Annotated in this window: 23 protein-coding genes; 20 read left to right on the top strand and 3 right to left on the bottom strand. The window is 51.0% G+C overall.

What is annotated here, in order from left to right; translation table 11 throughout:
- Positions 1–35: 35 nt before the first annotated feature.
- From MKX98_RS28355 to MKX98_RS28275, 17 genes are all read left to right on the top strand, one after another.
- Positions 36–473, top strand: coding sequence for a DUF6838 family protein (locus MKX98_RS28355; protein WP_339219758.1), 438 nt, complete (start codon positions 36–38; stop codon positions 471–473).
- Complete coding sequence (locus tag MKX98_RS28350; protein ID WP_339219756.1) at positions 470–643, top strand: hypothetical protein; 174 nt, start codon at positions 470–472, stop codon at positions 641–643. Before MKX98_RS28355 ends, MKX98_RS28350 begins: the two co-directional genes overlap by 4 nt.
- Positions 644–1,963: a phage tail sheath family protein gene (locus MKX98_RS28345; protein ID WP_339219754.1), complete on the top strand. Its 1,320-nt coding sequence runs from the start codon at positions 644–646 to the stop codon at positions 1,961–1,963. It abuts the gene before it with no gap.
- Position 1,964: 1 nt separating this feature from the next.
- Complete coding sequence (locus MKX98_RS28340) at positions 1,965–2,423, top strand: phage tail tube protein (RefSeq protein ID WP_194544489.1); 459 nt, start codon at positions 1,965–1,967, stop codon at positions 2,421–2,423.
- Positions 2,424–2,452: 29 nt separating this feature from the next.
- Entirely contained in the window at positions 2,453–2,875 is a 423-nt protein-coding gene (locus tag MKX98_RS28335) for a phage portal protein (protein WP_071222465.1), read from the top strand.
- 193 nt (positions 2,876–3,068) lie between these two features.
- Positions 3,069–4,946: a hypothetical protein gene (locus MKX98_RS28330; protein WP_339219751.1), complete on the top strand. Its 1,878-nt coding sequence runs from the start codon at positions 3,069–3,071 to the stop codon at positions 4,944–4,946.
- A gap of 1 nt (position 4,947) precedes the next feature.
- A complete protein-coding gene (locus MKX98_RS28325) occupies positions 4,948–5,667 on the top strand; it encodes a LysM peptidoglycan-binding domain-containing protein (protein ID WP_339219749.1) in 720 nt (239 codons plus the stop codon).
- A gap of 12 nt (positions 5,668–5,679) precedes the next feature.
- A complete protein-coding gene (locus MKX98_RS28320; RefSeq protein ID WP_339219747.1) occupies positions 5,680–6,645 on the top strand; it encodes a hypothetical protein in 966 nt (321 codons plus the stop codon).
- Between the two features lie 6 nt (positions 6,646–6,651).
- Positions 6,652–6,948, top strand: coding sequence for a DUF2577 domain-containing protein (locus MKX98_RS28315; RefSeq protein ID WP_071222469.1), 297 nt, complete (start codon positions 6,652–6,654; stop codon positions 6,946–6,948).
- The gene (locus MKX98_RS28310) at positions 6,945–7,358 is read left to right on the top strand and encodes a DUF2634 domain-containing protein (RefSeq protein ID WP_339219745.1); all 414 of its coding nucleotides are present in this window, start codon (positions 6,945–6,947) and stop codon (positions 7,356–7,358) included. The genes MKX98_RS28315 and MKX98_RS28310 overlap by 4 nt, the downstream gene beginning before the upstream one ends.
- Positions 7,351–8,409: a baseplate J/gp47 family protein gene (locus tag MKX98_RS28305; RefSeq protein WP_339219743.1), complete on the top strand. Its 1,059-nt coding sequence runs from the start codon at positions 7,351–7,353 to the stop codon at positions 8,407–8,409. Before MKX98_RS28310 ends, MKX98_RS28305 begins: the two co-directional genes overlap by 8 nt.
- Positions 8,406–8,951 carry a YmfQ family protein gene (locus MKX98_RS28300; RefSeq protein WP_339219741.1) on the top strand — a complete coding sequence of 182 codons (546 nt, stop codon included), beginning with the start codon at positions 8,406–8,408 and terminating at the stop codon, positions 8,949–8,951. The genes MKX98_RS28305 and MKX98_RS28300 overlap by 4 nt, the downstream gene beginning before the upstream one ends.
- Complete coding sequence (locus MKX98_RS28295; RefSeq protein WP_339219739.1) at positions 8,952–11,525, top strand: hypothetical protein; 2,574 nt, start codon at positions 8,952–8,954, stop codon at positions 11,523–11,525.
- 12 nt (positions 11,526–11,537) lie between these two features.
- A complete protein-coding gene (locus MKX98_RS28290) occupies positions 11,538–12,122 on the top strand; it encodes a hypothetical protein (protein ID WP_339219737.1) in 585 nt (194 codons plus the stop codon).
- Between the two features lie 19 nt (positions 12,123–12,141).
- On the top strand, positions 12,142–12,279 hold the full coding sequence (locus MKX98_RS28285) for an XkdX family protein (RefSeq protein WP_076324751.1): 138 nt from the start codon (positions 12,142–12,144) through the stop codon (positions 12,277–12,279).
- A 287-nt stretch (positions 12,280–12,566) separates the two neighbouring features.
- On the top strand, positions 12,567–13,019 hold the full coding sequence (locus MKX98_RS28280) for a phage holin family protein (RefSeq protein ID WP_098748788.1): 453 nt from the start codon (positions 12,567–12,569) through the stop codon (positions 13,017–13,019).
- On the top strand, positions 13,006–13,791 hold the full coding sequence (locus MKX98_RS28275; RefSeq protein WP_339219735.1) for a glucosaminidase domain-containing protein: 786 nt from the start codon (positions 13,006–13,008) through the stop codon (positions 13,789–13,791). The genes MKX98_RS28280 and MKX98_RS28275 overlap by 14 nt, the downstream gene beginning before the upstream one ends.
- Positions 13,792–14,125: 334 nt before the next feature.
- On the opposite strand, the gene MKX98_RS28270 is transcribed toward MKX98_RS28275, so the two are convergent.
- A complete protein-coding gene (locus MKX98_RS28270; RefSeq protein WP_339219733.1) occupies positions 14,126–19,126 on the bottom strand; it encodes an alpha/beta hydrolase fold domain-containing protein in 5,001 nt (1,666 codons plus the stop codon).
- Between the two features lie 97 nt (positions 19,127–19,223).
- The gene (locus MKX98_RS28265) at positions 19,224–20,543 is read right to left on the bottom strand and encodes a polysaccharide lyase family 7 protein (RefSeq protein WP_339219731.1); all 1,320 of its coding nucleotides are present in this window, start codon (positions 20,541–20,543) and stop codon (positions 19,224–19,226) included.
- Between the two features lie 427 nt (positions 20,544–20,970).
- On the opposite strand from MKX98_RS28265, the gene dgt reads away from it, so the two are divergent.
- From dgt to MKX98_RS28250, 3 genes are all read left to right on the top strand, one after another.
- Positions 20,971–22,386 (top strand): dGTP triphosphohydrolase, encoded by a 1,416-nt coding sequence (gene dgt / locus MKX98_RS28260; protein WP_071222477.1) that lies wholly within the window; start codon positions 20,971–20,973, stop codon positions 22,384–22,386.
- A 110-nt stretch (positions 22,387–22,496) separates the two neighbouring features.
- The gene (locus MKX98_RS28255) at positions 22,497–23,624 is read left to right on the top strand and encodes an MsnO8 family LLM class oxidoreductase (RefSeq protein ID WP_339219729.1); all 1,128 of its coding nucleotides are present in this window, start codon (positions 22,497–22,499) and stop codon (positions 23,622–23,624) included.
- A gap of 22 nt (positions 23,625–23,646) precedes the next feature.
- Positions 23,647–24,624 carry a methyltransferase domain-containing protein gene (locus MKX98_RS28250; RefSeq protein ID WP_339224603.1) on the top strand — a complete coding sequence of 326 codons (978 nt, stop codon included), beginning with the start codon at positions 23,647–23,649 and terminating at the stop codon, positions 24,622–24,624.
- Between the two features lie 13 nt (positions 24,625–24,637).
- Here MKX98_RS28250 and MKX98_RS28245 read toward each other — a convergent pair whose 3' ends face one another.
- Positions 24,638–24,949 carry an MGMT family protein gene (locus MKX98_RS28245; protein WP_339219727.1) on the bottom strand — a complete coding sequence of 104 codons (312 nt, stop codon included), beginning with the start codon at positions 24,947–24,949 and terminating at the stop codon, positions 24,638–24,640.
- Positions 24,950–25,128: the final 179 nt, after the last annotated feature.

The following is a 25,128-nucleotide window of genomic DNA, read 5'->3' as shown; positions in this document are numbered from 1 at the left end:
TAACAGACACCCAGTTAATGAGAGGAATAATAAATATGATTGTTCATGAAATGCAAACTTCTCTGAAAAGCGCCTTGCAAACGAAATTTATAGACATTTCCTTCATCTCCAAAGAGGATGGCGTACCACTACCATCACCCCCATACTTCCAAACTGAGCTAACCCTAGCTGAGTTCGAGCCGATATCGACAAGTCGATATGCGGCTCGTTTTCGTTTCCGCATCTCTTACGTGCCAGTGGAAGGAAAGCCGGTGGCAACGATCATGGACGAGATGTTGGAGAGCTTAACCACCCTTGAAGTTGAAGGCCGGCCTTGCCGGGTTTCATCAGTGGCGTGGGAGCGACCAACGGGGAATGATGGTGCAGCGGGAGAAGGATATTTTCGTGCAGAGTATGTCATTCAGATGACAACGGATCAGGAAGAGACCGACATGAAGATGCAAACATTGAAACAGGGAGGCGGATTGAAATGAGTAAAAAAGAAACAGCATCGGCGTTCAACAAGCAACAGTTGGCACAATCCAATCAATTCAGTAATCGCGAGAAGGATGTGCTGAGCGCCATTCTCGAAGAGGGCAAGACGTACACTATTCAGCAAGCGAAAGACCAGTTAACCACATTTTTGAAAAAGGAGGTCATCTAAATGGCCGGAGGAACATGGACAACACCCAACAAAGTAAGACCAGGCGTATACAGCCAAATCTCATCGCAGGAGCAGCCGATCGGGCGCGTAGGTGAAAGGGGGATTGCGGCACTGGGCTTGTCCCTTCCGTGGGGAGAGCCTCATAAAATTCTGACGATCAAACCAGGCACCAATCTGGTTGAGGTGCTGGGTTATGATATCACCGCACCACAGTTGCTCTCTGTAAAAGAAGTACTTAAGCGCGCTGGCACGCTTCTGTTGTACCGCTTGAACAGCGGCACCCAGGCAGCAGCTTCGGTGACCGGACTGAAAGTAACTGCACTTTACGGCGGCGAACGCGGCAACGATCTCCAGATCGTTGTTGAGAACGCGGTGGATGATCCCGGCAAGTTTGTGGTCAGCACGCTGCTGAGCGGCAAAGCCGTGGACAAGCAGCTTGTAGCTAGTACAGCAGAACTGCAACCTAACCTGTACGTAACCTTTGCACCGGATACCGGCGATATGGCGGCTACGGCAGGATTTGCTCTGACTGGCGGCGCCAACGGCACCGTGACGAACCAAGAGCATGTGGACTTCCTTGCCGCGCTTGAGGTCCAAGACTTCCAGACTGTAGGTCTGTTGTCTGCGGACCCAACCCTCAAGTCCCTGTATACCGCATTCGTCAAGCGGCTTCGCGAGCAGGAAGGCAAAAAGGTTCAAGCTGTATTGTCCGACTATCCGGCTGCGGATTATGAAGGCGTCATCTCCGTGAAAAATGGCGTTGTTCTCACTGACGGCTCCGTCGTGGACAAGGTCAAGGCAGTTGCCTGGGTCACTGGCGCCACGGCTGCGGCAGCTGTTAACGAATCCCTAACGTACGCAGCTTACGATGAAGCGGTGGATACCGATGTTCGTTTAAGCCATACAGAGATTGAAGAAGCGCTGACGAAGGGCGAGTTCCTGTTCAGCTACAGCGGCGGCAAAGGCGTGGTAGAGCAGGATATTAACAGCTTTACATCGATTGAGCCGGCCAAAGCGCGCCATTTTTCCAAAAACCGTGTGGTCCGTGTGCTGGATGGCATTGCGAATGATTTGAAGCTGATTTTTGAGAAGTCCTACATCGGGAAGGTAGACAACAATGTGGATGGCCGGACGCTGTTTTGGGCGGAATGCGCGGCGTATTTTGCATCTTTGCAGAATATCGGGGCTATTCAAAATTTCGATGCGAACGAAGATATTGTGGTGACGCCGGGTACAGAAGGCGATGTGCTGTTTGTGGATATCAAGGTACAGCCAGTGGATGCAATTGAAAAAGTATACATGAAAGTGAAGGTGGTCTAAGATGGCATTTTTACGGGCAAGCGATACGATTTCGGGGCAAGAGGGCAAGGCATTCGTCAAAATTGGCGAGCGTATGGAGGAAATGTTCTACATTAAAACACTGGAAGCTACGGTGGAGAAGGAAAAAGCCGAGCTGAAAACGATGGGCCAACGCGCAGTACAGCATAAAGCCATTGGCTGGAAGGGCAGCGGCACGATGACCATTTATTATGTGACTTCGCTGTTCCGTGAACTGATGATGGAATACATCCAAACCGGCAAAGACGCCTACTTCATGATTGAAGTGCGCAATGAGGATCCGGGTTCGTCGACGGGGCGTCAGACGGTGATTCTGGAAGGGGTCAACCTTGACAGCGTGATTATGGCATCTCTCGACACCGAAGCGGAGGCGCTGGAGGAAGAAGTAGCTTTCACGTTTGAGAATGTGCGGATTGAGACGCCGTTTAACCCATTGGCCTAATATTCAACATTGAATGAGGAGGAAGGAATATGAGCGATTTTAGTATGTTTTTTGCAGGGCAGTCGTCTGCGGAGATCACGGAGGAATTCGTGGTCTCTGTTCGTTTTAAGGATGCTGAAGGGAGCCCTGTGCCTTGGAAGCTGCGCAGCATCACGGAGGAAGAGAACCAAGAGTGCCGCAAAGCGGCTACCCGTAAGGTCAAAGGCAAGAACGGTGTATTCACGCCGGAAATCGACCCGAACGACTATATGGCGAAACTGATGGTATCCAGCGTCATTTACCCGGATTTGAAAAACAGCGAGCTGCAAAAATCCTACGGTGTGCTCGGTGCAGAATCCCTGCTCCGCAAAATGCTGCTGCCCGGCGAGTTCGCCGCGCTTGGCGAGCGGGTGCAAGCCCTGAACGGTTTTGACCGGGATATGAACGAACTGGTGGATGACGTAAAAAACTAATCAAAGAGGGCGACGGTGATGCGAACTATGCGTACTACGCCCTCCATGAACTGCACATCCTTCCTCATCAGCTCATGGCGATGACGGTCCGGGAACGGGCCGCCGTCTATGCCATGATCTCGATGCGGGTGGAGAAGGAGAAGCGCGAGCGAGTCCGGAAGCGGAGATAGGTTGTAGAAAAGGGGGTGAAGGAATGGCGAGTGTAAAGGATGCACTCATGCGCTTAAATAATTTGGCTAATGAAATGATCGTGAATCAGTTGTTACAGCTTGAAAACAGCTTTCAACAAACTGTTGATCAAATTGCTGAGGCAGCAGCAGAACAAGAGCAGCTTAATGAACGGATTGAGCAAGGGGAAAAGAAAGCCAGTAAGCTCGGGAATGCTTTTAAATTGTTAAAATCCGCATATAAAGCGGCCGATTTTGTTGCGAAAATGACGATTATTCCAGCAGCAAAAGAACAAGTAACGGAAGACTTCTTTAAAGTTAAGACTGGTGATGCCGAGGTAGGTTCAGCTATATTCGAGAACGTCAAACAGAATGCATTAAAAACCGGGTTGGATGTTAATGATTCGTTAAATAATGCTTTAACGTTCATGTCAATGACTAAAAACTCAGATCAAATTGCGCAATTAAACGGCTTCGCTGATCGAATGAGCACACTATCGACAGACGGCAAGAGTTCAAAAGATGCAACAGGGGCGATTATGAGTGCGATGCGTGGCGATACCAGCTCTCTAGCTAAAGATTTTAATATTCCTGATTCCCAGATTAAAAGCTTTAATGCAGAAATCATATCATCTAAAGGGAATTTTACTGCATTTCTTTCATCCATGGACAAACTGCTGCAAAAATCAGGCATGACACAGGAAGCTATGGATGCCATGCTGGATTCGCCTGTTAATAAGTGGCAGCAACTAATGGGATCCGTCAACAATTCTTTTGTTCAGATGGGGGGTGGCGCATTAGCTGCAATCATGCCAATTCTGGATATGTTGAATGCAGCTTTTGAAAACGGGACTTTCCAGCCTTTTATTGATGCTATATCCATAGGATTAACCGTAATTGCTGAGGGGTTTTTGTGGGTAGCGCAAATGATCCCTCCTGCCTGGGAATTCATTAAAGCTACGATTGCTGGTGTCGGTAACACCATATGGAATCTGGTCACTATATTTATGGGGTTGCTTCCTGTTATCGCTTTAGTGGGTGTTTTTTTTGCAATGTTAAATGCAGGGATGATCATGGGAAGAATATCGGCTTACGCGTTTACTGCGGCACAAACTGTGATGGCTACGGTTACGAATATAGCGGCAGGTGCAATGAGATTATTTAACATGGTGGTTAAGGCTAATCCTCTTATGCTGTTAATTTCATTAGTTATCGCTGCTATGGCCGCATTCGGGGCTTGGAAAGTGGTGACTATGGGCCTTAAGCAGATATTTAGCAACGTATTCGGCTTCATTGTCGATCTGGCGCAAAACACGGTTAACACGGTCATTTCAGTTATTAACGGGATCATTAAAGGTGTTAACGCGGTAGCGGGCTTTTTTGGCAAGGTTCTTGGCGTGGATACCAAGCAAATTGCTGAGATTGAATATAAGGCGAATTTTACGAAATTCAAGGATAAAGGGCAAGACTATATTGAAGATTTCTCTATAGATAAGTTCAAAAGCCAATTCATGCCGGCTAAGGACACGGGCAAGAGCAACGAGGAATTATTGGAACAGTACAATATGGGGAAAACCGGATACGATGTTACCTATCCAAAAACAGCCCCAACCCCGTCCATGCCGGCTATGGCAACGGCTCCAATCCCGGTAGCCCCTGCAGGGGGCAGCATTGATTCCATTGGTAAAGTGGATAATTCGGTGGACGTGGCGAGCGAGGATCTGAAAGTGATGCGCGATTTGGCGGAAGTGAATGCGATCAGCAATATGATCACCCTGACGCCGACCGTGCAGATGACGACGGGAGATATTAACTCGGGGGCCGATCTGGATACGATCATGACGAGAATTAACCGAACGCTGGAGGAGCAGTTTGTGTCCAGTGCCGAGGGGGTGTATCTGTAGCATGAGCGATTATGGATTTTTTCTGAGCTTCAATAATCAAGAGGAGGTTTTTCGGTTTCCTGTGAACCCCGAGCAGATTGACGTCAAGGATAGCGGTGAAGGCAAATCCTACACGGTAGCTGGGCTTGGCGAAGTAAATGCGATTCTGCATCCGAAGCTGACGGAGATTTCGTTTGAGAGCTTTTTCCCGGGCAGGGTGTACCCCTTTGTCCATCTAGGGTCTGACCAGGAGCTGAAGCTGCCGATTGACTACGTAAATACCATTAAAGGCTGGATGGAGTCCCGCCGACCTGTTCGCTTTGTCATGACGGGGCTTGTTCCCGATCCGCTGAGCGGTACGGATGGCAAGAACGTGGTGCGGGCGATGAAGTCTTTTGGCATCAACATGGCGGCCTCCATCGAGAGCTTCAACTGGAATACGATGTCCGGATCGCCGGAGGATATCGAGTTCTCGATTACGCTCAAACGCTACGTGTTTTATGGGGCTCGGAAGGTGGTACCGGTAAAAGACAAAAAAGCGGCAGCAGTGAAGAAGAAAGACCGACCGGATGACCGCAAAAAACCAACCTCCTATACGGTTGCCAAAGGCGATTCCCTATGGAGCATTGCCCAAAAGCTGCTCGGCAGCGGTTCCCGTCATGCGGACATCCAAAAACTGAACGGAATCAAGGACCATGAGGTCCGGAAGCTGGCCGTCGGCCGGGTTCTCAAGATTCCCTAAAGAGGTGGCGCCGTGATTGAACTGATGATTGACCGCAAGAACGGAAGCGTGTGGGATCTGGGGCAGATCGTAACCGACATCACGTGGAAAACAAGCCGTCAGGCGAAGCCGGCGAGTCTGGATATCAACTATGTGAATAATGGTCTTGCGCAGAGCAAGGCATTCGAAGTGGAGAACGGCGACATTGCGCGATTCCGCAAGGATAACAAGGATCTGTTTTATGGCTATGTTTTTTCCAAGGAGTGGGGCATGGACGCCCAGGTCAAAGTGATGGCTTACGACCAGCTGCGTTACCTGTCCAGCAACGACACCTACCGGTTTACGAATGCCAAGGTTGAGGATATCATTCGCAAGATTGCCAAGGATTTTAATCTGAAAACAGGGACGCTGGCCGATACCGGCCATACCATCCCTGCCATGCTGGAAGCGGACAAGAAACTGATCGATATCATCTGCAAGGCCTTGGATTCTACGCTGATCGCGACCAAGCAGTACTATATGTTTTACGACCAGTACGGTGAGCTGACGTTGACCAACATCAACGACATGCTGCTCATGCTTGCGGTGGGAGAAGACAGCCTCATGACGGATTTTTCATATAAAAAAAGCATCGACAACGAGACGTACAACCGCGTCAAAGTCGTGCGGGACAACAAGCAGACGGGGAAGCGAGATGTTTACCTTTACCAGCACGGACAAAACATTGCCCAGTGGGGCCTGCTCCAGTTATACGAGGTTGCTGACGAGAACATGAACCCAGCTCAGTTGAAGCAGTTAGCGCAAAATTTACTGGAGCTGAAGAACAGGGAGCAGCAGACGTTGTCGATTGAGGCTATCGGGGATTTACGGGTCCGTGCCGGAAACACGATTTATGTGAATCTGCCGGAAGAAGGCTTGAAGCCGTATCTCATCGATGAGTGTACGCATAAATTCTCGGACGGTACGCACACGATGTCGCTGAATATGAAGGTGGTGTAAGCAGTGATGCTGGATATTATCAAAAAAGCCAGTCTCAGCGCCGTGGGAAGCACAAACCCGATGGCGGTGCTGTACGGCACAGTCACATCAATCCATCCTCTGGAGGTGAACGTGGATCAGCGTTTTAGCCTGACGGAGGATTTTTTAGTTATCGGAGAATCAATGACCGAGTACAAGCTGAACATTGGCGGCGCGGAATATGTGATTCGAAAAGGGCTGGAGATCGGTGATACGGTGCTGCTCATTCGTTACCAAGGCGGGCAAACGTATCTCGTGCTGGATCGGTTGGTGAAGCCGTCATGATTCCGCAGGGAGGAATGCTGGAGCCAGATAGCGAGATTGTGGAAACACTGGAGCAGCCTAGTCTGACGTATAACTTGAACCTGGAGGAAGGGACGATATCCGGTCACATTGACGGTCTTGAAGCCGTTAAACAGGCTGTCGTCAAAATCCTTCAGACTCGCCGATTTGAGCATCTGATCTACAGCAGCAACTATGGGCAGGAGCTAGACTCCGTCATTGGCCGCGACCCGCTGTGGGCCTATGCTGAAATCGAGCGGCATATCAAGGAGGCGCTACTGCAGGATGATCGCGTATTGTCGGTGGATGACATGAATATTACGTTTACTGGTGAGTTGGCCATGGCAGAGTTTACGGTCCGAAGTGTGTATGGCACTTACAGTAAGACCAAGGAGGTGAGGGAGGATGGTTGAGGAACAGACGTATGAAGCCATTCTGGAGCGGATGCTGGATCGCATCCCGGATGGCATGGACAAAAGAGAGGGGAGCATCATATACGATGCGTTGGCCCCCTCTGCGGCTGAGCTTGCCCAGATGTACGTGGAATTAGGGTACTCCATGAACCTGAAATTTGCCGCTACGGCCTCGGGCGAATTTTTGGATCGTAGTATTGCCTGGTCGGGACTGACCCGAAAGCAGGCTACTAAAGCACAGCTGCTGGGGCAATTTTCGGGCAGTAACGGCACCCCGGTGGATGTGCCTCTAGGGAGTCGTTTTTCATTGGATCCGCTGAATTACAAAGTCATGACCCGTCTGGATACAGGGCAATATGTTCTGGAATGCGAGACAAGCGGGAAGGAAGGCAACCGCCGATTCGGCTCGCTGCTTCCGCTGGAATACGTAGAAGGCTTGGTGAAGGCAGAGCTGATGGAGCTCTGGGTACCTGGTGAAGATACCGAGTCGGACGAAGCGTTGTATGACCGATACCGCGAAAAAATCTCCCGACCCGTGACCAGCGCAAACCGGAATCAGTATGAACTGTGGGCAAGGGAGAAAGCCGGGGTTGGAAAGGCTAAGGCTTTTCCTTTATGGAATGGTCCGGGCACCGTCAAGGTGGTTCTGCTGGATAACGAAATGAGATCGCCTACGCTTTCCGTAGTGGAATCGGTACAGCAATATATCGATCCGACCATGGATGGTATGGGGGAAGGGGCAGCTCCGGTCGGTTCGGTTGTCACCGTTGTTGGGGCAGTTGAAGTGCCAGTAAATATTGAAGTACAGGTTACGCTGCTCGATGGAGCCGGAACGGATGGTGTGCAGGAAGCCATTGAGCAGGGTGTTCGCCAGTATCTGAAAGATCTGGCTATGTCCGACCCGTTGGTCCGGTATAACCGGATCGCCAACGTGATTTTGGATATTCCGGCGGTCATCGACTACGAGGTATTGACCGTGAACGGAGGAACGGACAGCATTCCGATCGAACCGGAAGCGGTAGCTGTCCTGGGGACGGTGACGGTCCGATGAGTAAAGCCGAAGCCTGGCTGGGTTACCTGCCGTCCTATTATCACGATGTTCGAGAAATGAAAGCCATTGCCGGAGCAAAAGGGGCTGAATTGGACAAGTTAGCGCAGGAACTGGAGGATCAGGTGGACCAGTATTATCCCGAAACCGCTACGTGGGCGCTATCCCGGTTCGAGCAGGACTTGAACATTCCGGTGAACCTCTCCAAGCCGATCGAGCAGCGGCGTTCGGTTATCATCTCGAAAATGCGGGGAAGCGGCAAGGTGTCCGCCAGCATGCTCAAAAATGTGGCGCAAGCCTATGAGCGGGGCAGCATCGAGGTAACCGTCCAACCAGCGGATTATAAAGTGACGATTCATTTTCGAGATACGCTGGGTATTCCACCAAATTTAAGCGATCTAAAATCAGCCATTGAGGAGATCAAACCCGCGCATATGGCTGTGGATTACGCTTTGCGTTATCTCACCATTGCCGAGGTAGAGGGCATGACCTTTGAGGAAATATCAGCAACAACACAAGACAGATTGTTGGGAGGAGGAGCCTAAATGACGAATCCGGTTACGCCGAATATCGGGTTGAACAAAATCGATCGAACCTCGCCGTCCACGACGTATTTCGATCTGGAGAAGTATATTGATCAGAACGCGGATGCCGTAGATCGGTTCGCGGGTGAAAGCAGTGAGGCCATCCATGCTCTGGAAAAGCGCCTGGATACGGAAGAACGCAGGGAAGTCGTGCTGCAGCCGGGGCTTCAGATCGTGAACGCGGAGCGGAGCGCGCCTTTTAAGTTAAGTGGGATTAAGGGGCGGACGTTGGTGAATTTGTTGGGGCGGGATGGAGATTGTGAAAGTATCAGCGGTTGGACGCATAATACGTCGACTATATCCATTGATGCAAGCAACAAAGTCTACGGTTCTAACAGTCTAAAAGTAACAGTTATAAGTGGAGGAAACGGTCAAGGGACTGGATACCGACAAATAGCCCATCTTATAGATAGATCTAGATACTATGTTGCCGTCGTAGATGTAAAATCGGCAATGGGAGCAAAATCAAGATTGGTTTTAGAAGTCCCTGGAAAAATCAATGTAGATGGAACGCCAGTTACGGACACAGAAAATTTTTACCCCTCCTTTTTGAGAATAAAACCCTCTGATATTGAGGGGACAGGTAATCTCGTATTACATGGACTCATTCGAGGATCAGTGGGGGATGTATCCTACTTTGACGGATTCCGGATCTATGAAATTACACACTCAGAGTACAATAAACTCGGGGCAATGACAGCTGCTCAAGTAGCTGCTAAATATCCATACGTCGATAGCGTCCAACCTGTACGAAATCCGTATGCGATCCGATACGGGGAGAATCTGTTGCCGCCGTTTTATGAGTGGGGCCATATTAATAACAAGGGAAAAATACTTTCGCCCTATTCATATCTTCAACCTGAATACGATGCAGGCACTTGGACCAACATATCTATTTTGGTTAAGCCGTTCACTGACTATACCCTTTCATTTGAAAGTGTAGGCGGGGTTAGGATTAGAATCATTGACAATAAAACGTCTTTTTCTGTGCTTCTAGATTTAACAAATACAGGAGGCACATTTAACAGCGGTAATAATACTACTGTAAGTGTTTATATTGATGCTGGTATTGTCGGACAGGTAAATAACCCTATGCTAACCCTTGGCAACACGCCAAAACCGTTCAAACCACGCAAAGACACCATGCTTGCTTTGCATACGGACTTATACGCCGATCCACTGACAGGGGCGAATGCTGACGAAGTGTTCGAAAAGGATGGGCAGTATTTCAAGCTTGCTAAGTGGAAAAAGATCGTCTTAGACGGAAGCACCAATTATACATTTTACTCGTCCTCTGGCATTGCGGGTTTAGATTTTAAGGTAATGAGGCTTGATATTCAAAATGCAATGTCTAAAAATGACAATGATGATGAAGGTCGTCTGTATGTCCAAAAATATGATGGAAAGCTATTAAGTATATTAGACACTGGAGTTAATGCTACTTGGACAACAGGAGACTTAACGCGTATTTGGGATAATTTTTTATATTTATCCATACCTAATACAGACAGTGGATGGGGCAACAACTATACGCCGACAACCGATGAGATTAAGGCGTACTTTATGGGTTGGCGGATGTTTGACGGCACTATCGGTGCGTCGACTCTTTACAACAGAACTGACGGTTCTCATAAGTCGTGGGTGAGAATTATCGACTGGTTAGGTAAAGTAGATAATGCAGTACCCACCATGCAAGCACCAAACTGGACGCCCTATCAACTCGTATACCAACTCGCAACGCCAAAAGTCGAGCCGATTGTATCCGAAGGTACGCTGACGTTTAATAAAGGCGATAATAAGATCGAAGTTGGGACGGGGCTTGTGGTGCGGGAAAATGCAAAACCATCAAAAGACGCCAACAATGTATGGAACATAGGTAATCCTGTAGCTAACCCAACTTCACAAGGATTTAAATATAAGGCGAAAAATGTAATAGCTGTATATAAAAACAGCTTACAGGATAACGGGTGGGTACAATACGTTACAGACGAATACGGGGCGCTCATACAGGAGAAGCAGCCTAATACTATTTATGACCCATCAGCGGCCTATTCTACCACCTACCTAATGTTGGACAAGTCGCCTATCGTCCCAGTCAACGGATCGTACGCAGCCAATGAAATTGCCGTGCTCGAAGAGTTAACCGAAGCCGTGCAGCAGAATGCGACCGCTGTATCCGTGCTGATGAATAAGAAGGTGGATAAGGATAACTCTGTTGTATGGGTTAAACCTACTCTGATTAATGGTGCTACTGAATATCCCGATACAAATTTCCGTAAACCAAGTTATACTAAAATTGGAAATTGGGTTAAATTAAGTGGACTGATTAAAGTTACAGTTTCTGGTACAATGTTTTACCTTCCCCCAGGATATCGCCCAAACAAAGTCCTTATATTTGCGGGATTGTCCGGAGGTATTGCTTCTTATAGTATGATGGACCTCCGAGTTACTCCAACAGGTAATGTGACCGTTAATACCACAAGTCCATTAGACTGGCTTAGTTTAGACCATATTATATTCCTAGCCGAACAATAAAGGAGGCATCCCATGAAAGCAGTACCTAAAGTAAAAACAGACGGCCTCTATTTAGAGGACACTCTCGTGGACGATACCTTTACCGGTGTCGTCCCTTTTAATTCCCACTTAGGGAAAGCGATACCAGATTTTAAGTCCCAAACGGTTGATAGTAATGCACAATCAGAAGGTGAGTCGCCCAACAAAACAGAATCCAACATTTCCGGCTACATCATCGGCTTCCCGGTGACTCCCGGCTTGTTCCGCCCACGTTTTGATTTTGAAGCCTGGACTGCATACCAAACTGCCATAAGTGCAGCTCAAGATTCATTTGAGGAGGCCCTTGCGAAATGGCGAGGACTGTCGGAGGAAGAACGCGGTGACCTGCCTATTTTAAAATCTCCGCCTCAACCAGCTCTTTGGATCGAAGGCCTAACCCAGGAAGAAATCGAGGAGCTAACCAGACCTCACCCTATTGAACCCAATGAAGTGAATCGATTAGGTACCGAGATGGTTGCACGAGAGCTGGAGGCCATGGAGTTGCGCCAACAAAATGAGGCGCAGGGGGCTCAAATTGTAGGGCTTGAATTGCGGTTGTTGTCATTAGAAAATAGCTGAGCGAAAGGAGAGGTAGACGATGTTCGAGAACGATTTTGAACGATTGAAGTACTACTATGAAAAGAAGTGGGCGCAGAAGCCTCAATTGAGACAGTATGTCGCGTTTGGCGTGATAACCTCGGAAGAATATGAAGTCATCACTGGCGAGGCATACTAAACGCTGCTTAGAATAGTCTTACATGAAAAGAAGCTTCAACGGAGAAGGCGGAATCATGCTGGAGAAGCGAAGCGGTCGCCTTTGTCCACGGATTTTAACCCTATCCATAAGTTCTCAGGAAAATCCGGGGGCAACAGCGATCGTAAGCATGATCCGCAGGCGAAGTGATGTACATGCTAAAAAGGTTTATCTCTTGCTTAAAGCAACTAGTAATAACTTCAATCCAAGCCCTCGGCTCCCCGAGGGCTTTTTCACACCTTCAAAACCATTATAAAGGAGGAAGTATTATGTATGAGCACATCGGTCAGCTGTTTAAGATGCTGGTGGCGGGGACGGGGGCCGTGACAGGGTACGTCTGGGGCGGATGGTCGCTGCCGCTGCATCTGTTGTTGTGGTTCGTGGTGATCGATTGGTTGACCGGATGGGGCGCGGCCTGGATGAACGGCGAGCTGCGCAGCCGTATTGGTTATACTGGAATTGCACGCAAAATGACCATTTTTCTCATCATCGCCCTGATGCATCTGGTGGACCGGGTGCTGGGAGAGATGAATTATTTTCAGAATACGGTGATCTTCTTCTATCTCGCGAATGAGCTGCTGTCTATTATTGAGAACGTGGGAAGAATGGGGGTACCGATCCCCCAGTCCCTGCGTAATGTGGTACAGGTATTCCAGATCAAATCCGAAGAAGGGGATAAGCCAACCGCACGAAAGGAGGAGAAAAAGGATGAAACCCTCTGAATTTATAGCCAAGCTGGCACCTATAGCCACCCAGGATATGCGCCAGTACGGGGTGCCTGCTTCGCTTACGCTCGCTCAGGCAATTTTGGAATCCAATTGGGGAATGAGCGGTTTAACGCAAAAAGCGAACAATCTGTTTGGCATCAAAGGAACCGGTCCGGCGGGAAGCGTCACCATGCAGACAACCGAATACCGGGGGCAGACACCCTATACGACCAATGCCCAGTTTCGTAAGTACAACAACTGGCATGAATCGGTTGCCGATCATACCCGACTGATCCTAAACGGCACGCGAGATAAGCCACAGCGTTACCATGGCGTATTGTGGGCGGATTATAAAACGGCGGCGACGGAGATTTGGAGAGGGGGCTATGCCACAGACCCCAATTATCCGAAAAAACTCATCGCCTTAATGGAGCAGAATTTGCTCCATCAATATGATTTGCTTAATCCAGAGGAGGAGGAACGCATGAAAATTGAACAATTGACGGCCGAGCTGCAAAAAACACAAGAGCAGATGCAGCAGCTTAGTAAGCAATATGCTTCTGCTATAAAATTGTTAGAGGAGCAGAGCAATGCCATGAAGCAGTTGAACACAAGGCTCAAGGCCGTAGAGACAGAGAAACCGGCTAAAGTTCCAGCTTGGGCAGAACCGGCAGTACAAGCTGCACAGCAGGCAGAAGTATTGCATGATCCTGAGGGCAGTTTTGATTTTTATCGAATCATGACCGTGCTGCACCGTTTGGGTTTTTTCGATAGACCAAGTAAGTGAATCGAGAATATAACGTGCAAGCTGCTCTCTCAGGTCACATCTATATAATGAAGCGTTATTTTGAACAATAAAGCTGCCCAACCGTTAGAGCGGTATGGGCAGCTTTTGTTGTATGGGGAGATATATATCAGTTAGTGTTTTACTAGCAGATTCGGTTATTCATTTCCCGGAATCGTTTGATATTAGTGAATTCGAACATTCCTTACCCTTCCGACGAATGTCATGCTTGATTGTTCGATGAATTCCTGTCCGTGCATTCACCTTAATAATAATTCACTACGTAAACGTAGAATAACATGCTCCTCCTCGTGAGTTCCTTAACATACAACTCAGCTCACTTCACCTTCACCGTTCCTACTGCCTGCGCTTGATTCCCCACATGGTCCGTCACGGTATAAGTCACGGTGTAGATTCGGCTTTGGCCACGCTCCGATTTCTCGGCCCGCAGCCGGAAATGGGTATCATAGGTACCGAACTCGGCATCTTGTATATCCGGTCCCCGGTCGCCACCATCGCCTCGATTGTTTTTGCTTTCACTTTTACCGGTTTCCTTATCTCTCCCGTTCAAATTCTCCTGGATATCTTTGCTATGCCCCTTGCCGCCCGCACTCTCCACGGTAATAGAGGTAAGCACGACTGATGCAACGCCAGAGCCTTCATCGCTAGATTCCAGGTCAGCGTGAATATCGACCATTTTGCGGTTTGGCGATTTCAGCAATGATGGAGATAGTGTAACCTTCAGTACCGGGGCGACTTTATCGATGTTCGATACGGTTGCCGTTATCGTACCTTGGTTGCCGTCTGCATCCTCATATTCGAAGGTAAATGAACCATTCTCGGTAAATTTGTAAGTTGGAGATCCACCGTTATTGATGACGGTAATTGGACTATTCGAGACTAAGGCTGCAATAACGTCTCCATTTGTGGGGGCGGTCGTACTGTACTCCAAGCCTACGGTGAGATCGCTATACGTGACGCCAGGAGCCGCAGTAAAGTTCTCGCCGATGTTATCCAGCGTATTGCCGCTTAGCTTGATATTCCGGCCTGCTTTGAGCTGAATTCCGTTACTGTTACCGGTGATGAGGTTGTCCAGAATCTGCACGTTCTCCGGATCTCCGGCTCCAATGCCGCCCGCGTTGGTGTCCCCGTTGTCGTGCTCGAGCAGAATACCCCAATAATGCTCGGCGGTATTTTGGCGGATCGTGTTGCCCTTGATGATCGTGCCCGGCCCGTTCAAAATGTTGATACCGGAGGCGTCCGGAATGTCGACGGTATTCTCGATCCGGTTGTTCTCAATAATGGTATCCGGCGATCCCATTGATACGACGATGCCTTCCCGCGCATTGCGGATCGTGTTGTCGTGGATATAGTTTTGCGGGCCGGATTTGCTGTGATTGGTCGGGGCGGTTCCCCCGGTATTTCCGATGCCGATGCCGCCGCCATACGGCATGTCGGTGATCAGGTTATTGTGAATCTCGTTAAAATACTCCAGTTCCCCATGCAGATCAATCGCATCTAACCGGACTTGGTTGAATTCATTGCGCCGGATCACGTTGTTATGGGCCACATACTGTATGAGCGCGCCGTGACGCAGATAAGGCCCCTCGAAGGAAGAGTCCTCGACCAGATTCCACCTGGTATCATTAGCAAACCCATTGCGGTCGACCTTCGGCACGCCCTGAATGGATACGCCGTACCCGGCACCGCCCGGTCCAAGGTCCGTAGCATTTCGGAACGTGGTGTTTCGGACAACGATATCATGGCTGTTCTCGATGCGGACGCCCATGCGGCTGAATTTTTCGATCGTTACGCCGTCGATCGTGATGTTGTACGATGGCGTCTCGCCATAATTAGCGGCAATGATCATCATGTCCGGACCGCCGGCATCCGGGTTGTTGATTCTGTGATCGGTCGTATATTGACCTTCCCAAGCGGAAGTCAGCGTCAGGTTGGAGATGGTCAGATCATGCTGCTTGGCGGATCTCAGCATGGTGCTGTTCCGGACCTTGTTCAGCGAGGTCTTGAGGATCGCGCCATTTTGGCTTTCCCCCCGTAAATTGACCTCCGATTTCAGTATCAGATTGGTCAGGCCATCTGGAGTACTGTTTAAGTTATACACGCCGTTCGGGAAAAACACCTCGTCTCCCGGGACTGCTTCATCTATCGCTCGTTGAATTGCCGGTCGATCGTCCGAACCGCTGTCTGCAGGATCAGCCCCGTAATCGACCACATTCAACGTCCTTCCGGTAGCAACAAAAGCCTGATGCACCGGATGGTCGCTGCCGTCCGCATTTTTCATCCCTGGAGCGGTAAAAGGAACGGTACCCTCCGGCGGCTGCGGCACAAAATCCGGAATGATCGCCACGGGCGTATCCCCGTTAGCGAAAGGAGGATAGATATGGACTTCCGTCAGGCTCGTATAGGCACTGCCGTCCGAATTTCCGCGCCCGGTCAGCTTCACGTAACGTGCATTCGTGTCCGGAACGTTAAAAGGCTGCATCGCGGTGGTGGTTCCGCTGCTCGAACCGTTGAAAAGGGGGGACCAGGTCACGCCGTCATCTGAGATTTCGATATCGATCTCCGTAGCGCGAACGTCCCCTTTATAGAAGGCAATGCCCAGATAGCCGATGTCCCGGGTCTCGCCCAGATCGTACATGATCCACGGACCGTCGCCGGCGGCAGACCAGCGGGTGTACAAATTCTGGTCCAGGGTATTATCCTCGATGTTGCCGTCGCTGACGCTTGCCGTGACGGAGGCCACAGGCCAAGGCGCTAAGGGAGCACTAAGCGTCGTAACTGATGACGTTAGCGGAACCGGACTGACGTTTCCGGCGGCATCCACGGCCTCGATCTTATAGCTGTACTCCGTGTGCGGAGACAGTCCTTCCGTTTCATAGCGGGTGATGTCGGAGCCCAACTCCGTTACTTTGACATCGTTTTGATAAACGTTATACTTCGCAACCAACTTGTTGTCTTCCGCCGACGGCCATGCCAAGTGTACATAATCTTCGCCGATACTGCTGACGGACAAACGGCTTCCGTCCGGCCAGGACGGCGTCGTCGTATCCTGACTAGAATCCACCAACTCGCTTACGACCAGCGCTGGCCTTGGATTGCTGGAGCCGTTGGCTTCCTTGGTATAGATATTGACGCTGACACCGGTATGGGCCGCATCCGCAAGGAGAAAAGATACGCTGCCATTCGCAAGACGACTGCGGACATAGTCCGTCACATCGACGCTGTACACCTCCGGCCGCCCGCTATTCTCGGCCTTTACCGTAAACGATCCAATATAAGCGGTCGGATCGAGGCTGTTCACGGGCGCATTGTTCCAGGTTAGATCGTTTTCGCTCCAAGCCGTGTCCTCGATTCCATAAAGGGAGAGTTCTAGATCCGTGTTACTGGTGCCTTTTTTTGCAGCGACCTGAAATTCGTAGCGGTATTCCGGATCGCTCAGGGTGGAAGCATCGAATTTGAAATAGACAACTTTTTTGTTGGTTGTACCGGATGAAACGCTGAGAAGTCCGAAACTTGTGCCTGTAGCCGAGTTGATATTGGTATCAGGTTTGGAGCTGTCGATCAGGGCATCGTCTGTAGGGCCCAAACGGCCAACCTCAACGGGAACGCCCGGAGAGGGATCGGGATCTGTAGGTTCGGTCGGGTCCGTCGGATTGGTTGGATCTGTAGGATTCGTTGGATCAGGCGGCGTGTAGCCGTCCTTGTAGAGGATCGGTGTCGTTACGTCCAAATTTTTTACGTGCTGATCCATGAAGGACCAAGCTTCGGCATCCGCGATTGCCTTGGCTTCTCCGGTAAAACCGTGGCCCTGGCCGGGCACGATCTCAAAATCCACAACCGGCACTCCGGCGGCCGTCAACTGATCTGCGAATGTGACACTGTCCGTGTAGGGAATGGTGGCATCCGCATCTCCATGGCGGATCCAGAACGGCGGATCATCAGGAGTGGCATACGTTCCAGGCATGGCAAGCCGTGCTTCAATCGGAACGGACAGGGCGTTATGCCCGCCGAGCAGCTTTGTGACCGAGCTGTAGCGGTCGGCAAAATCGGTCGTGAAATCGGCTGGTCCGTACCAGTCCACCACCGCCTGCACCTTGGTGGAGTATTCCGGCCAGCCTCCTGCGCCTTCGATATCGGGCAGATGAACCGTATCTCCGGTATCCAGCGTAACCGTATCCTCCTTGGTCAGGTCTCCGGTCGTTCCCAGGAGGGAAGCGAGATGCCCTCCCGCCGAAGTTCCCCAAACGCCGATGCGACTCGGATCGATGTGGTACTGCTCGGCATGGGCGCGCAAATACCGGATAGCCAGCTTCACGTCTTGAATTTGGGCCGGGTAAGGCGCTTCGGGGGTTAGGCGGTAGCTTAAGGATACGCCGATGTACCCGCGTTTAAGGACATAGTTGCAGATGCTGCCGAGGGCGTTTTTGCGGTCGCCTTTATTCCAACCTCCGCCGTGAATGTAGATCATGACCGGCATAGGCTCGGCTGGCGGCGTGTTCGGAACAGCGATGGACGTATAGAGGTCCCGGTCGCCGGCTTTGCCGATCAAAACGTCCTCATAAAGGGTTACGCCTTCCGGAGCAGGGTATGGGCCGGTTTCGGTCGGCGGGGGTTCAGGCACGGGATCGACCGCAGGCGGAATGCCGGGGATGGCCTGGCCCGACAGCGAGACGCTGTCGATGTACATATTCGCGTTCATCGGATCACCTACCCGGAACTGGATTCGTACATTTGGGTTACTGTTGGCTTCCGGAGGCAGCATCCAGGTTTTCAGCGTGTTGGATTCGCTGCGCGGCGCTTCGGGCGTTCCCGGGGCCAGTTTAAACTCCTCCAGCGTGCTCCAGGTCGCTCCGCCGTCACCGGACCACTCGGCCACAATGCTTCCGCTGACATAGGATGAAGCTCTTGTATAATAGCTTAACTTGATGTTGCCATACCCCGTCGTATTGACAGGCAGATAGACCGAGTCGGTTACATCGATCTTCATAAGGTTTGGCGTGGACGGCGCGCTGCTGGATAAGGAAGTTTTGGCTTTGCTTCCGCCTTCTCCGGTCTGAACCCAGGGCAGGGGAACGACGACACCACCCGCGGTTCCGTAGCGCTCCGAATCAAAATTATCGGAGAAGAAGAGAATATCCGGCCCTTCTGGTTCCGGCAGGGGATCGGAATTCGATGCAAAAGATTCATCCGCAAGATCAACCTCTGCCGCAGGTTGTGCCGATACGGCCATAAGCTGCGCTGGTGAAACCATGACGCTCATTACGACCAAAAGGCAGAGGATCAGGCATGAGATCCGGTTAAGTTGCTTTTTCAACATATCATCCCTCGCTTTTCAATATGGGTGCATGAAGTTCGTTTAAGAAACCGTGAAGCCGTCGTTTGACTGCTCTGAGATGGGATTAGGCTAGTGGATGTTAGGGGTGCACGTGCGTTAGAGAGAAGAAAGTGGCTTTGACATGATCGGATTGATCAGGGGTGGTATCCGATTTGTTTTGGTTGTAGACGCCGGCTTTGAAGTACAGATACTTATCGTTATAACCGCTAGGGAGGGTATGCGTCACCGTGGTGGCCGATCCGCCCTCAGGGGTTATTTTCACTGTCATAAGAAGCCCGGTCACCTTGATTTCATAGCTCCATTTCTGGCCAAGGGCAATGCCGTTTGCAGGATTTAGCTGGTTCGGTCCGCCGAGAATGTTCACCCAGGTGTTGTTGTTGTCCAGGTCATCGGTTCCAAAATAAACGGCACCCTTGCTGTCCGAAGGACGCTTGTGGTAATAGAGCCGTATCGGTTCGGTGCTTGGGCCATGGATTTGCCCGACCACGACGCGGCCGATTTTATCGGCTTCGTTCCCGCTGACGGAGACATGATCCACGCGTAAGGTAGCATTCATCGTTCCGTCCACGCCGCCTGCCTGAGATTTTATGGATGGGGAGGAGGTAGAGGTTACCCAGTTGTTGGCCCATGAGGAGGCGCTGTTCGTCGACGGATTCAGCATTTCACGAAGCTCGGAGCGGGTGTAGGTGCTGTTCGTGGTGGTCTCACCGATATTAGGCGATGTAAATACCATGCCGCCGGTGACGGGATCGGTATAGAACCAATCCGGATGCACATACCCGCTGGCGAGTGATCCGGCCTGGATCTCGGACGCGTCGGGCAGGGTGATTTTCCACTTGGTTAGGTCAAAATTGCCCGAAGGGGGTTTAGCCGGGTCAAGGGTTCCGCCTCCTCCATCCGCAGTGCCTCCCCATATTTCGACCTCCGTATAACTGTTCCATTGGTTGGAGGTGTTGCCGTAGCCCACAATGCGTACATACCGGGCTTCCGCGACGGGGATGGGGAAGGATTGCAGCTGGTTGTTTTGAGCGCTAGTGACAGCGTTCCGTGCCTGAATCCAGTTGGAGCCATCGGTGGAGGTCTGAATATCGAAGGTGAAGGTTCGCGAATCTCCGTTGTAAAACGCGATTTTAACCATTGAAACCGGGTTGACAGATCCTAGATCCAGCCTCAGCCAAGTGCCGTCGCCTTCGCCGGACCAGCGTGTGCTAAGACTGCCGTCCACCGCTTTCGTAGCATTGCAAGCACAGCGAGAGTCGTAGCTGCTTGCCGTTGCGGAAGCCGAGTATTGGCTCTCTCCGGCGGCCAATCCGTGTCCTTCAAACAGAGGAGCAAACAGTATGGCTGCACTGAGCAGGCAGAACGTTAGTTTTTTCGAAAAAGCATGCCTTCGTTTCACAGCAATCCCTCCCGTATAATGGTGAAAACCCTTATGAAATATCATTTCCCTCCTTTCCGGTTTGCGCTTCAACAAGCGAATGACAGCGCTTACCTATCAACGTAGCAAGAATGTGCGCACAGGTCTTGTGTTAATCCTATAAGCGCTTGGCGTTTTTGCATAATGGAGGAATTATTGATGCTTCTGCCTCCTAAGGGTGCGAAATAGCGTAGTGGAGATTGCAAATCATCTTTTTAATGATTTACTCCATCTACCACCTTGACGGGAATATCGTGCCTAGCGGATAGCCCATGTGACAATTCGGGTATACAAGGAGGAACGGGTTTACTTGGAAATCATATTTTTCTTTCAGCTGCCGGATGGCATATAATCTAAAGAACGAACGATTCCGAATCGACCCTATACAGATAAAACAGGAGTGGGATAAATGACACTGAAGGAGCTTAGAGAGCATCGCCAATATCCGGAGCAAACGAAGTCGGATGCTTCGCGTGCGGTTTACGAGCGGGATTATTCGCGCCTGATCCATTCGCCGACGTTCCGCCGGCTGCAAGGAAAATCACAGGTATTCGGTGCCGGCACCGGCGATTATTACCGGACGCGCTTAACGCATTCGCTTGAGGTTGCACAGATTGCGCGTGAAGCAGCGCGAAGCCTGACCCGCAATTACCCTGAAGTGATGCCGGAACAGGCGGAGAACGCCGGGCTGATGATAGACCCCGAGGTGGTGGAATGCGCGGCGATCGCGCATGATTTTGGGCATCCTCCATTCGGTCATAAGGGCGAAGAGGTGCTGCAGGGCATTTTGGAGAAGCATATCGACCGGAGAACCGAGAAGGAGCTGACACGTCAGCCTGGAACACCGACACCAGAGCAGGCAGCTGAGGTACAACAAGCGATGCGGCGCAAGTATGAGCATTTTGAAGGGAATGCGCACAATTTTCGGCTGATCATGTTTTTGGAGAAAAGAGAGAACGTCAACGGACTCAATCTGTCCGATGCGGTGCTGCTTGGCATCAATAAATATCCGTTCTCCGGGTTGGATAATCACAAGGGGATGTACCGGCATGAATGGGAATACATCTCCCATATCCGGAAGGAGTGGCAAATTCCCGGCACGCATCGAACGCTCGAAGCGCAGCTGATGGATCTTTGCGATGACATCGCCTATTCCGCGCATGATCTGGAGGATGGCATCAAAGCCGGGAAGATCGAGGTGCATGAACACTTTTTGCGGGACAGTCACTTGAACAAACTGATCGTGCAGAAGATCATGACGCTGGAAGACGAGGTATGGAAGGGATGGACCAAGGAGCAGATCCAACCGAAAGTGGATTTGGTGCTGGACGAGTTTCTGAAAATTTGGAACGAGAAAATGCCGACCTGCGAGAATGACTATTCCCGTACCCGGCGGGAGGTCAAGGCCTACTGGGTCAGCCTGTTTGTAGGCAGCTTGGGCGTAATTACGAACGGGGATTGGAAAAAGGTGACGTTTGTCAAAGACGGCGTGGAAGACGAGGACATGCTGCGTACGGTCAGCGTCCTGAAGAGTTTTGCCTGGGTGACCATGATTCGCGACCTGCGGGTGCAGCGCCTGCAGAAGCGCAGCGAATGGATCATCAAGCGCCTGTGGGATGCTTTTCTCGATCCAGTTGCCTCCACGGCGATCATTCCTTCCGATTGGCTTCAGCGCTATGAAGCGGACCAGAAGCGGGCGCAGCCGATCTGGACATGGGAGCATATGGTGATTGATTATATCGCGGGCATGACGGACGCTTTTGCCGAAAAAATCTACAACGAGCTGTATGGCCTCAAGGTAGGCTCGATCTACGATTTGGATTAACAGCGGCGAGCAGGTGTGTGGTTGCGTTGATAATGGATCAGCTACCACCTGCTAATGAGCATGCATTTTATTCTATAGGAAGTTGAAATGCTGACGGAAAGGGGGATTGCATGAATAACCAATTGAAGCTGAGCGTGCTTGATCTGGTTCCGCGTTTTGGAGAGAGTACGTTCGAAGAAGCCTTGCAGCAAGCGGTGATATTGGCTCAGAATGCGGAAGCATGGGGCTACGGGCGCTACTGGGCGGCAGAGCACCATGATCTGGAGCATCTGTCCTGTGCATCGCCCGAGATTTTGCTATCCCATATCGGCGCTAGGACAAAGCGCATTCGGCTCGGCTCCGGGGCCGTGCTGCTGCCCCACTACAGCCCGCTGAAGGTTGCGGAGAATTTCCGCATGCTTGCAGCGCTGTATCCCGGACGCATCGATCTCGGGATTGGGCGGGCGCCGGGAGGTTCGGCGCATACGAGCATGGCGCTCAGCGGAAATTTCCTGGGTCATGTGGCGGATTTGCCGCAGCGGATTCGGGCATTAACCGAACTGCTGGAGGATCGGTATCGCTACGAAGACGTGCCAGTGGCTGCGAAGCCGGTGCCCGCAACCCCGCCCGTAATGTGGATGCTCGGCACGAATACGAAGAGTGCGGGTTATGCGGCTGAATTCGGTACGGGCTATGTATTCGGCCAGTTTATGAGCGATACGGACGGGGCGGAAGTTCTCCAATCTTACAGGGAAGCCTATCGACCAAACGCTTTTCTGCAAGAACCGCGCACCATGGTGGCGGTAAGCGTGGTATGCGCGGCGACGGAGGAACAGGCGCAGAAGCTTGCCGCGGAGATACCCCGACCAGGGCAGGGCAGCGTACCGACGGGCCGTAAGGAAACGGCCGATCATGAACAAAGCACAGTCTTGGCTGCGATCGGACAAGCAGAAGTTGGTGGGGGCGGCGGCGATACACATTCCAGTGGCAGAACAGCAGCCACGATCCATGACGGGGATCCTCAAGGCAATTCAGCGTCAGAATCCGGAGATCCGGCCCCGTCTGGTTCCGATTCGTCAGGCCCATCCCAGCGGCTAATCATCGGCACGCCTGCAAGTGTGCGAAACAGACTGCAGCATATGGCAGAGCAGTATCGGTGTGACGAGTTCCTGATCGTCACGCCGGTAAGTGATTACAATGCACGGCTGGAATCCTATCGGCTGTTAATGGAGCAACAGTCAACTGTTGCACATATATAATAGAAGAGAGACGAAATAAATGATGCATTCAAACGATTATGACATTACTTTTGGTCCATCCTTCATAAGCGATAAGTCCCCTTATCTGTATACGTATGCCTGTCATGAAACGGAGCGTGAGCTGTGCTTGATGGAGCTGACGGAGCTGTTCGGTCATGAGCCTGACGGTGAGGATTGGCTGGAAAGCGAGTTATGGGTTGATCCGGATCGGAGCCCGTTCTTATCAGCCTGTATCGACGTCAGGATGACCGGAGAATCCATCGAAGAAATGGCTGAGCAAGCAGACCGCATTCATCTTAACAACGTAAGCTTCAAAGTCGTCTGTCTCAAGGCGGGAGATCGGTTCAGTTATGAACAATCACGCGGGTATGAGCGGGTGGTAGGCCGCCAAATTACAGGAATTGCACAGATGAAAGCCCCGGATGTCACGCTCGGTATGATATCAACAGGCGGCATCTGGAGATTGGGACTTCTTCATGAACCTGAACGCGCATGGCTGAAGCATAAACAGAAGCCGCAGAATTATTCCACAGGCCTAAGCTCGCGCATCGCGAGGGCACTGGTCAACCTGGCCGTTCCTCGATTAAGCGAAGTAACGCTTCTGGATCCCTGCTGCGGTATGGGGAATGTATTAATTGAGGCGTTCTCGATGGGTATCGCGGCTGAGGGGCGTGACATCAATCCGCTTGCCATTCGGGGAGCGAGGGTGAATCTGAGGCACTACGGTTATGATGACAACAAAGTTGCCATTCAGGATATGAATACATTGCAAGGGCATTATGATGCCGCGATCCTGGACCTGCCGTATAATCTGTGTTCTGTTTTCCCGGAGGAAGAGAAGCTGCAGATGCTGCAAAGCTTACGCCGGTTGTCAGATCGAGCTGTCATCGTCAGCACAGAGCCATTATACGAGTTGCTGATGAGCACGGGCTGGAAGGTCCTGCGTCATTGCACGACCCGCAAGGGGAGTTTTGTGAGGGATATCTGGTTGTGCGAATAATGGGGCTTGCTACCTATTGCCCAGGGTCATAACGATATTTCACTAAATCGATGATGCCTTTGGAATTGACGGTAACGCCTTCGCCTTGGAGGTACAGCTCCTGCATGAGTCTGGATTCATCGTCCTTGATGGCGATTTCTCCTTTTGCGTTGACGACCCGATGCCACGGCAGCTTGTGAATGTGACTGAGGGTGTGAAGTATTCTGACGACCTGTCGTGCGCCCCTGGGGCTGCCGGCCAGTCTGGCCACCTGTCCATACGTCATGACATATCCTTCCGGAATGCTCCGGATCACTTCAATTACACGTTGCGTATACGGCTGCATCGATTCTCTCTCCCATTGCGTATAAATGTAGTTAAAAAATAAAAAGGGGCGTCCCGGAAGGTATGGAAACCTTGGGACGTTCCTTTTGTTGTATGGATCTTGTGGTTTTAGCTGCATGCCCCCGGATCCTTCGGGAACGGGGGTAAAACTGTCTTGCGAATTTGTTATCTGGTCTTAAT

The organism is Paenibacillus sp. FSL W7-1332 (assembly GCF_037969785.1).
Classification (GTDB): domain Bacteria; phylum Bacillota; class Bacilli; order Paenibacillales; family Paenibacillaceae; genus Paenibacillus_AQ.
This window is presented reverse-complemented; position numbering and strand designations above follow the sequence as displayed.